The sequence below is a fragment of the Planktothrix sp. FACHB-1355 genome, assembly GCF_014748295.1.
Taxonomy (GTDB): domain Bacteria; phylum Cyanobacteriota; class Cyanobacteriia; order Cyanobacteriales; family Aerosakkonemataceae; genus Aerosakkonema; species Aerosakkonema funiforme_A.
In genome coordinates this window covers 1-8,082 of sequence record NZ_JACJUP010000191.1, presented here as the reverse complement: position 1 = coordinate 8,082, position 8,082 = coordinate 1, and the positions used below count along the sequence as shown (strand labels likewise).

Below are 8,082 nucleotides of genomic sequence, written 5' to 3'. Positions count from 1 at the left end.
TGTCCGCTAGCTTCGGGAAGAGTAAAAATCGATCGCAGATGACACAGGATAAACGCAGATAAATTTCCTGGGAAGTTTTTACACGACTGATGCAACCGGACTTGATACGAACAATGAACAATGACAATTATGAAACGTCAAGTCTACGCCCCAAACATCCACCTTTTCGCCTACGATTTGCAGAGTGAGAAAAAGCTATATCTCCTCTACGCAAAGGTAGATGAAATATTAGCAAAGTTAAATATCCAAAATTTCAATTTGCCGCAGCGCATTGATTTACAAAAAGAACCGGAACGCTTGCGCGTAGACTTACTCAAAAATGAGGAAATCGCCAAAAACGATAATATTTCCCCACCATTTCAAGGCAAATTTACCTTGGATGAAAAATCGCTAAATTTTGAAGGTTTCGCCTATCCGCTGCGAATTCAAGATAGTTACAGCTTAGCTTTAAATATTCGCATTCCGGAAAAAGATGAGAAGGATAATGATACTGAGTATGTAGATACGGCGCTGCTATCTCAGTTTAATCCAGATGATTGCTTGCTACCAAATTTTATCGCCAGTTCGCTCGGTCAAACTCTCCTGATTACAGCTTGGGTAGCTGAGGATAAACGAGATTTATTTCCCGATTATTTGGAATTGGTATTTGAAGAAAGTAGCGGTAAGGGTTCATACTTAAGAGATTTGGCGCAGGAATGTCTGGAAGCTTTTATTCCAGATCGAGAAAAACAACCTTCATTTCATCGAGAAGGACAACTATTTGGCAGTCCGATTTATGAATACGGTATATTAGGGGATAAAACTCCCTACCAACACATCCTTGTCTGGCTATTCTGCAACAAAGAAACTGATAAAAAATTTTCAGAATGCTATCAGGATTTAATCGATTTATTCTGTCACAGAAATAAGATAATTCAATCCTATCGCGATAGCCGACAAGTTTACAAAGCTCTGGATATCATCTACAATAAAATAGAGCAAGAAATCGATGCAGTAGAAAATATCACAAAACCAGACAGTTTAAGCGAAGACGATTTGAACAAGTTGCAGCAAAAACTGAAAATCCTTGCCAAATCAGCCTCCGAATACACTCGTCTGTTGCGCGACTTGGAAGAACAGCGCCACACGATCGCAATCAACACCCGCAATTACGGCGAAAAGCTCAAAAAAATTAAAGTTAAAATAGAGAAAGATAGCAATTTTTGGTTTGGCAACGACCTATCTTTCTTAGAAAGCTTTCTCAGCGGCAATTGTCGCCGATTTCAATCCCAAATTAAAGCAAATCAGGGATATTTTGTGCCAGGAGAAAAATTGCTCGATCGCGCGATCGCCTCCATTCGCGGTATCGTCGAAATAGAACAAACGCGGATCGATCGTCAGCTAGCCAAAGCCGATAAAGGTTTACAAAACGAAATACAAGCCATTGGGATTGCGATCGGTGCAGGTGCGATAATGGCTTCTACTTCAGGATTAATCACACAACCTTGGCAAACTCCTTCCCTTTCTCGTCCGCTGCATCCTTTCCTGACAGCCTTTTTTCTCAGCGTTATATTTGCTGTAGTAGCCGGATGGGGTGTGCGCCTCTGGCAAAAAACAAAAGATTAGGACTTACGCAAAGAAACCGGGTTTCTAGGAAAAATGGTAGGTTTCACTGTGAACGATCGACGAAGAAACCCGGTTTCTAGCCCCAGCGTGCGTAAGTCCTAAAGATAAACAAAATTAACTCTAAAATCGCACATATCTTGTGCCAATTGCAAAACCGTCCCAACATAACAAGAGTTATCAATCCTTGGAAAGCCCCAGTTATCGTTGAACGCACAGATTTTCTAAGATTCACTTAACAAAGTGTCACTTAAAATCTATCTACCACAAGAAATAATTAGAAGATCGTGAAAACAAGCTAATAAGCAAAGAGATTTTATCCTACCACTGGAAGCCTTTATGCCACAACCACCAATTATTCCACAAAAAGATACCGCCGCTTGGATTATTCAAGTTTGGGCTTCTTTTGTTCTTTCCGTCTCCGCAACTTCCGTCGGGATAATTTACCTACCTGTAGATGGCTGGGTAAAAGGTTATATGGGTATGGGTTTACTATTTTCAGTTGGCTCCACTTTTACTTTAGCCAAAACCACCAGAGATAATTATGAAGCAACAAAACTAACGGCTAGAATTGATGAAGCTAGAGTCGAAAAAATACTCAGCGAACACCATCCTCTTAAATAGGGGCTAGGGACTAGGGGTTAGAGGCTAGAGAAGAGGGGAGAGTGGGAGTCAAAAGTCAAAAGTCAAAAGTCAAAATTTCCCCTCTTCCCTAATCCCTAATCCCTAGCCCCTAATCCCTCTTCCCTAGTCCCTAATCCCTAATCCCTAGCCCCTCCTAATTCGGTACGCGCTTCATACCTCGCAACCAACGATAGGGATAATATAAAGGTACGAGAAATGGGTGAGGAATGTTGTAGCGTTGCTGCATATATTCGCGAGTTGGAAATAGAGTATCCCAAGCAATACGCAAACCTTGACGCCAATCTTTAGTACCTGCTAAATCAGCAAACAAACGCAAAGCCATAGTTTGATGTTGCCATGAATAAGTCCGTACTTCATCGCGTGAAGGTTGCAAAGCACGCAATTTTTCCAGAACTTCCGCAGGAATAGGAGCATTCCACTCATCAGCAACGCGCAGTAACATTTGTTGTACTGACAAATCCAATTTATATTCTTTAGCCTTAGAAATGATTTTTTCCCAATCTATCTGTTCTTTATAAAAATCTATAACAGCAGCGATATCGTGCAACCACAGCAAACTTTTACCACCGTGATGTAACATCAAATGAGCGCATAAATAAACCACTTGCGCTTCGCAACCCAACACAAACGCTGGTGCTAAACTAATCTTAGCAGGCAAAGAAGTTTCCCAAAACCAATCTGTTGTAAACGTGCGTTGATAGTAGACAGGAGCGAGCAGCCGCCAGTGCAAATCGATAACAATATTTACAAGTCCCTCCTTACGAAAAATCTGTTCATTGCGGAAATCTTCCGTAAAGCCAGTCTGCATATCCACATAGGCAGGTTTGTAGCCCAAATTCGCCAAAATTTGTCTAGTCGTTGGCAAATCTTGCGGGTGAATAAGTAAATCGACATCGCTCATCGATCGCGCTGCAATATCGCCATAAACCATATCAGCTAAAGCCGCACCTTTGATAACCATAACATCTACTCCCACAACTGCCAGCTTTTGCAGCACATCACCCAATTCCCGCAACATCAGTGCATTACGACAAGCATTGTGATAGTAAGCTTTACGCCAAACTTCTTCTACTGATGTCGGAACTACATCTTGTCCGCGTACAATATGATAAAGCAAGGGTGCCAGAGCCTCAGCATCGATAATTTTATGCAAATTTTGCCAATTAATATCGTTATTAGAAACTATTTCTCGTGCTGCCTGTAATGCCTCCGAGTTCGAGCGTCCGCGTAAAATAAAAAGTAGAAATTTTTCATAGTTCATAGTTGATATTTCATTGCTATTTATCAATATTTATGAACGCAATTAGCTATTAACATTGATTTGTGCCTGCCATGATTGAGCATACAGTTTTCCCAGAACTAATAACTCATCGTGGCTACCTGATTCTACAATTTGACCGTCTGCCATTACGTGAATAATGTCAGCACGTCTGGCTATAGTAAAGCGATGAGTGATAATAATTGCTGTCCGAAAGAGCGCCAACTGCCGAAATCTTTCCATCCAATCTGCTTCAGCCCAGGAGTCCATTGCGCTAGTCGGCTCATCTAATATAATTAAAGGAGCCTGACGCAGAAAAGCTCTCGCTAAGGCAATCCGTTGCCATTCGCCGCCGCTGAGTTCCGTACCACTTTCAAACAATTTGCCTAACAAAGTATGGTAACCTTTTGGCAAGCGATCGATAACTTCCTCCGCACCCGCCCCTCGCGCAGCATCGATAATTTCAGACAAACTAGCAGACGCCGTGACATCACCAAAACCAATATTTTCAGCCACGCTAGCATTGTAGCCAACTGGTTGTTGAAATAAAACAGTAATTAATCGTCGCAGGTGTTGGATAGGAAATTCCCGCAAATCTACATCATCCCATTTAATATTACCCTCTTGCGGATCGTACAATCGACATAGCAATTTCAGCAGCGTACTTTTACCAGCACCATTAGCACCGACGATCGCCACAATTTTACCAGCCGGAATAGCAAGATTGAAGTTTTGCAAAGCTGCCTTTTGGCTACCCGGATAGCGAAAGGTAACTCGATCGAAACAGATTCCCCGTTTCAAGCTTGTGGGTGTCATTCGCGCTGACGGAGAGTCGATCGTTTGCGGTGGTAATTCCAGAAACTCGAACAAGTTGCCCAAAAACAGCATATTGCTGTAAATTTGGCCTAAATTTCCCAAAAGACTTCGCATGACATTCTGACCGCGATCGAATGCCTGGTAGAATAGAGCTAAATCGCCCAGCGTTACCCTGCCCAGAATAGCTTGCCACACCATCCAAGCGAGAGCAACTGCGGTAAGCACTAGCGCGATCGCACTTGCACCCAAATTCGCCAAACTCTCATTCCTAGCTAATTGCACCCGTTCCGAACGTAACTTTCGTCGTAAAATCCGATAAGCAGATTTAAAATGTTCTCCTAAGCCAAACAAGCGCAATTCAGCCGCATACTGCATTTCTGTCAGCAGCCAATAATAATACCAGCTGCGACGTTCGTCAGCAGTTGTCCGCAGCCACCATTGATAATTTTCGTTGCTGTAGCGCACAACAACATAAAAGGCAGGCAGAGTGCTGATTAGCAGCGCTAGAGGTAACCAAATACCGAAGCGCGTCAGCACCACTGCCATTGCCATCAGGGTTATACTATTTTGCAGCAAATTGCCACCATTTTCCAGTAACGTCACCGGGCGAAAATAAGCATCTTGGCGGGCGCGATGCAAGCGATCGTAATATTCTGGTATTTCGTAAAAAGCGTAATCGATCGCGATCGACTTTTCGTGAATAAGATTAGATATATAATCTCTGACTAATTCTGATTGAACAGTGCGAACCCAGTTTAACAAACTACCAAGTATCTGAGATAATAGTATAATACTGCCTATTAAGGCAACTAACATCAGGGAAGATCGCACTTTTTCCCAGTTAGCACCCGCACCTAAAGCTGGCACCAAATTATCTATAAGTTGCTGAGTTAAGTAAACTGTCACTACTGGTAATAATCCCTGCACTACCAACAGTATTGCCCACACAATAGTCCACTTTTTAGCAGCTGCCCACACTAACATCAGACTTCGCAGTAAATAAGGCAACTGACTCAAACCACCCTTTAACTTAATCTTTAAATGTCTCAAACTTTTCATTTTATAGCTTTAATACTTCATCTGCGTTTATCTGCAATCGTAAAATTCTAAAACTTACTTTAGATATCGGCTTTTATTCCCTATTTACTATATTTTTTCGATAAATCCCCCACCCGCGTCAAAGCTGATTGCCAATTAGCAAAATAATCGGGAAATTGCGCTTGTACTTGACGCGCAATATCGCCCAACTCCTTACCGCTACTCATCAATTCCAGAATTAGGCGATCGATTTCTCCCTCCTCATTTAGAGTCGCGACATAATTAGCAGATCCTTTACGCAATTCTGCTGGCGGTAGCGGCATAGCAAAAAATGTAGATTGCTGAAATTTAGTCTTGATATTTCCTGAATTATTTAGCACACAAGTATGCCAACGCCAAATATAATTATCGCCAACTAAATTAGCTTGTAAACTAACAGAAACTCGCTCGCCAAGTTCTAAAAAAACTGGTTTTGTCCACGGAAAGAAAGCAATACCGTAGATAAGTTCCGGCATTCCTGGTGCATTAGAAAAGCCTATCCCTTCTGCCAGAGTAGCATCAAACCAAACACTTAACCCGTGAGCCCTTCCACTTCTTGCCACATCCCAATTTATTTGGGCGCTAACATCGGAACTTTCTATTGTAGAATAATCCAAAGTCGCCCAAGATTGTGGAGTAGTTAAAAGTTGTGCGGGTGCTACCCGACCTTTACTCCAAATATTAGTTACAATTTGCCTTGCCGCCTTCATATCAAGTCCATAAGCGTTATCATCCCAAGCAGATACAATGCGACTGTATAAATGTGGTACTTCCACTACTGCTGCCCACAAAGTATCGCATTGAGGAATGAGTATGCCATCCGGAGAAAGCAAACGTTTTCTAGCATCAACAATCGCGGGAATATGCTGCTGAAAAAGTGGCAATATGCCGCGTATATCTGATATAATTACATCAGCTAATTGCGGTAAATTCACCTCAGTTGATAGCTTTTGGATAAACTCAATCCGGTCAGCATATCCATTGGCTGCCGCAATTTCTCGCGCCACTTGGATAGCATCGCTCGGCTCGATCGCATAAACCTTTTTAGCTCCAAATTGACAGGCAAGCAAGGCAAAAATTCCCGTACCAGTACCGATATCCAGTACCGTTGAGTCAGGTTTTACAGATTGGCGCAGTGCTTTGACGTAGGCATCCATTCGCCCTTTGTCAGCAATCATGCTACCAAATCCGGAAATGCTATACATTGGTAACCGATAATGGGGTATTAGTTATTAGCCAATCTCTCGAAATCCTCTAAAATCAGATCGCAGAGCTTTGAGAGATAGACTGGATCTGCGTGAGGCGTAACTCGCCGCAAAGGAACGTTAGTTACAACTCGACTCAACAAGTCAAATTCTTGACCGCGCATTGATTTATCTATTAAATTGCTTGCGTATGTGTTTGCCACTAAGGTAATTAAACCAGTATGGGCAGGCACTGTTTCAATAAAGGGTGCAGCCGAAGAAGTAATGCGATCGCCTAACATATAAATAGCACCTAACGGTAGCGATTGATGCCGAAATTCATAACCTGCTTGAGTTAAATCCAGATAACGTTTATCCCAGTTCGGTGTCAAGCACGGCAAGGCATCCGGCATACCGTATAAAATCTCTACCGATTTAGGCCACAGGCGCACTCGCGGATAAGCCGATTGTACTAGATAACTATTATGCCGCGCCAAAAGCGGTAACACATCATCTGATAAAATCGGAAACCCAGCTTTAGCAAAAGCAGCTACTGTTGTGGATTTACCCGCACCTGCTGGGCCAACAATAGCAATACATTTGTCGCCAACTTGGACACTGCTGGCGTGCAGACAAACCACACCCCGCAAACGCAACAAAAATCCTAATATCGGCCCTAGCAGGTAGGTAGCGGTATCTTCCAAGCTTAAATTATCCGGCCAAGTTGCCCAAATTTCCGTGCCCGATCGGTCAACGATGAATTCGGTGCGATCGCAGTATAAAAGCCGGAAATAGCGATCGTCAATTTTCCACACCCTCAATATCGGCTGACCGCATTCGTCTTGGTAAGGACTGACATAAGAAACTCTATGCAGTACTTCTGGAATATCTTCCCACCAAGGCGGCACACAAGACAACCAAACCCGAACATCTACTTCAGAGGTAATTTGCAAAGGCACTAACCCCGGAATCGGCCCATTGGAATGCAGTTGTAGGCCATAGACAGAATAAAAAAGCACGGGTTTCTTCTGGCACTGATAGGTTGGGGTCTTTTACATCACGTATTTGTCTTGTGGCTGGAGTCAGGAGTAGTAAAATTATCAAAGTTCTTAGTCGGGCCGGTGGAATTTTTTGTAATTTCTCTGATATCACCATAGACAAACAAGTTGGGACTTTTATAAGGTTGCTTTGTCAATTTCTCATGATTAGAACGCATAGTTTTCCTCCTTTGCTGATTTGTAATTAAATGTCTGCAAATGTTGTAACCAGTAGTTGAGATTCAACACACGCAGATCTATCCATACTTCATTAATATCCTGCTTTATTCCAGAAACCAACGGCAGAGCATTTCGCTTCACATATTTGGTCAGCACTGGTGCAAGCTCAAACCGATCCATCCACTGCGAACCAGCTTGCTTTAAAAGTAAGCTAATAGGATCGCCAGCTAGTGGCGATTTGGGGCGCAGACGCACCGACTCTGGTAGAATTCCCCGCATTGCC

General features: G+C 42.8%; 7 protein-coding genes and 1 pseudogene. 2 read left to right on the top strand and 6 right to left on the bottom strand.

The features are described from left to right. Nucleotides 1–120 precede the first annotated feature (120 nt). Both H6S82_RS10955 and H6S82_RS10950 read left to right on the top strand, forming a co-directional pair. Nucleotides 121–1,605, top strand: a complete 1,485-nt coding sequence (locus H6S82_RS10955) for a hypothetical protein (RefSeq protein WP_190465569.1) — start codon at nucleotides 121–123, stop codon at nucleotides 1,603–1,605. Nucleotides 1,606–1,941: 336 nt separating this feature from the next. Continuing rightward, nucleotides 1,942–2,226 (top strand): YiaA/YiaB family inner membrane protein, encoded by a 285-nt coding sequence (locus tag H6S82_RS10950; RefSeq protein ID WP_190465571.1) that lies wholly within the window; start codon nucleotides 1,942–1,944, stop codon nucleotides 2,224–2,226. 154 nt (nucleotides 2,227–2,380) lie between these two features. On the opposite strand, the gene H6S82_RS10945 is transcribed toward H6S82_RS10950, so the two are convergent. From H6S82_RS10945 to H6S82_RS10920, 6 genes and pseudogenes are all read right to left on the bottom strand, one after another. Next, nucleotides 2,381–3,508 (bottom strand): nucleotidyltransferase family protein, encoded by a 1,128-nt coding sequence (locus H6S82_RS10945; RefSeq protein ID WP_190465573.1) that lies wholly within the window; start codon nucleotides 3,506–3,508, stop codon nucleotides 2,381–2,383. Nucleotides 3,509–3,550: 42 nt separating this feature from the next. Next, nucleotides 3,551–5,380 (bottom strand): ABC transporter ATP-binding protein, encoded by a 1,830-nt coding sequence (locus H6S82_RS10940; protein WP_190465574.1) that lies wholly within the window; start codon nucleotides 5,378–5,380, stop codon nucleotides 3,551–3,553. A gap of 80 nt (nucleotides 5,381–5,460) precedes the next feature. Then, a complete protein-coding gene (locus H6S82_RS10935) occupies nucleotides 5,461–6,603 on the bottom strand; it encodes a 50S ribosomal protein L11 methyltransferase (protein ID WP_190465576.1) in 1,143 nt (380 codons plus the stop codon). 20 nt (nucleotides 6,604–6,623) lie between these two features. Further along, nucleotides 6,624–7,601, bottom strand: a complete 978-nt coding sequence (locus H6S82_RS10930; RefSeq protein ID WP_190465578.1) for a serine/threonine protein kinase — start codon at nucleotides 7,599–7,601, stop codon at nucleotides 6,624–6,626. A gap of 38 nt (nucleotides 7,602–7,639) precedes the next feature. Next, nucleotides 7,640–7,798: a hypothetical protein gene (locus H6S82_RS10925; RefSeq protein ID WP_190465579.1), complete on the bottom strand. Its 159-nt coding sequence runs from the start codon at nucleotides 7,796–7,798 to the stop codon at nucleotides 7,640–7,642. Next, nucleotides 7,788–8,082, bottom strand: a pseudogene (locus H6S82_RS10920) (asparagine synthase C-terminal domain-containing protein); the annotation flags it as partial. The pseudogene H6S82_RS10920 and the gene H6S82_RS10925, both read right to left, overlap by 11 nt.

Coding starts and splice junctions, on each gene's coding strand:
- H6S82_RS10925 (WP_190465579.1), bottom strand. CDS start 7,798: ATGCGTTCTAATCATGAGAAATTGACAAAGCAACCTTATAAAAGTCCC.
- H6S82_RS10945 (WP_190465573.1), bottom strand. CDS start 3,508: ATGAACTATGAAAAATTTCTACTTTTTATTTTACGCGGACGCTCGAAC.
- H6S82_RS10935 (WP_190465576.1), bottom strand. CDS start 6,603: ATGTATAGCATTTCCGGATTTGGTAGCATGATTGCTGACAAAGGGCGA.
- H6S82_RS10955 (WP_190465569.1), top strand. CDS start 121: ATGACAATTATGAAACGTCAAGTCTACGCCCCAAACATCCACCTTTTC.
- H6S82_RS10940 (WP_190465574.1), bottom strand. CDS start 5,380: ATGAAAAGTTTGAGACATTTAAAGATTAAGTTAAAGGGTGGTTTGAGT.
- H6S82_RS10950 (WP_190465571.1), top strand. CDS start 1,942: ATGCCACAACCACCAATTATTCCACAAAAAGATACCGCCGCTTGGATT.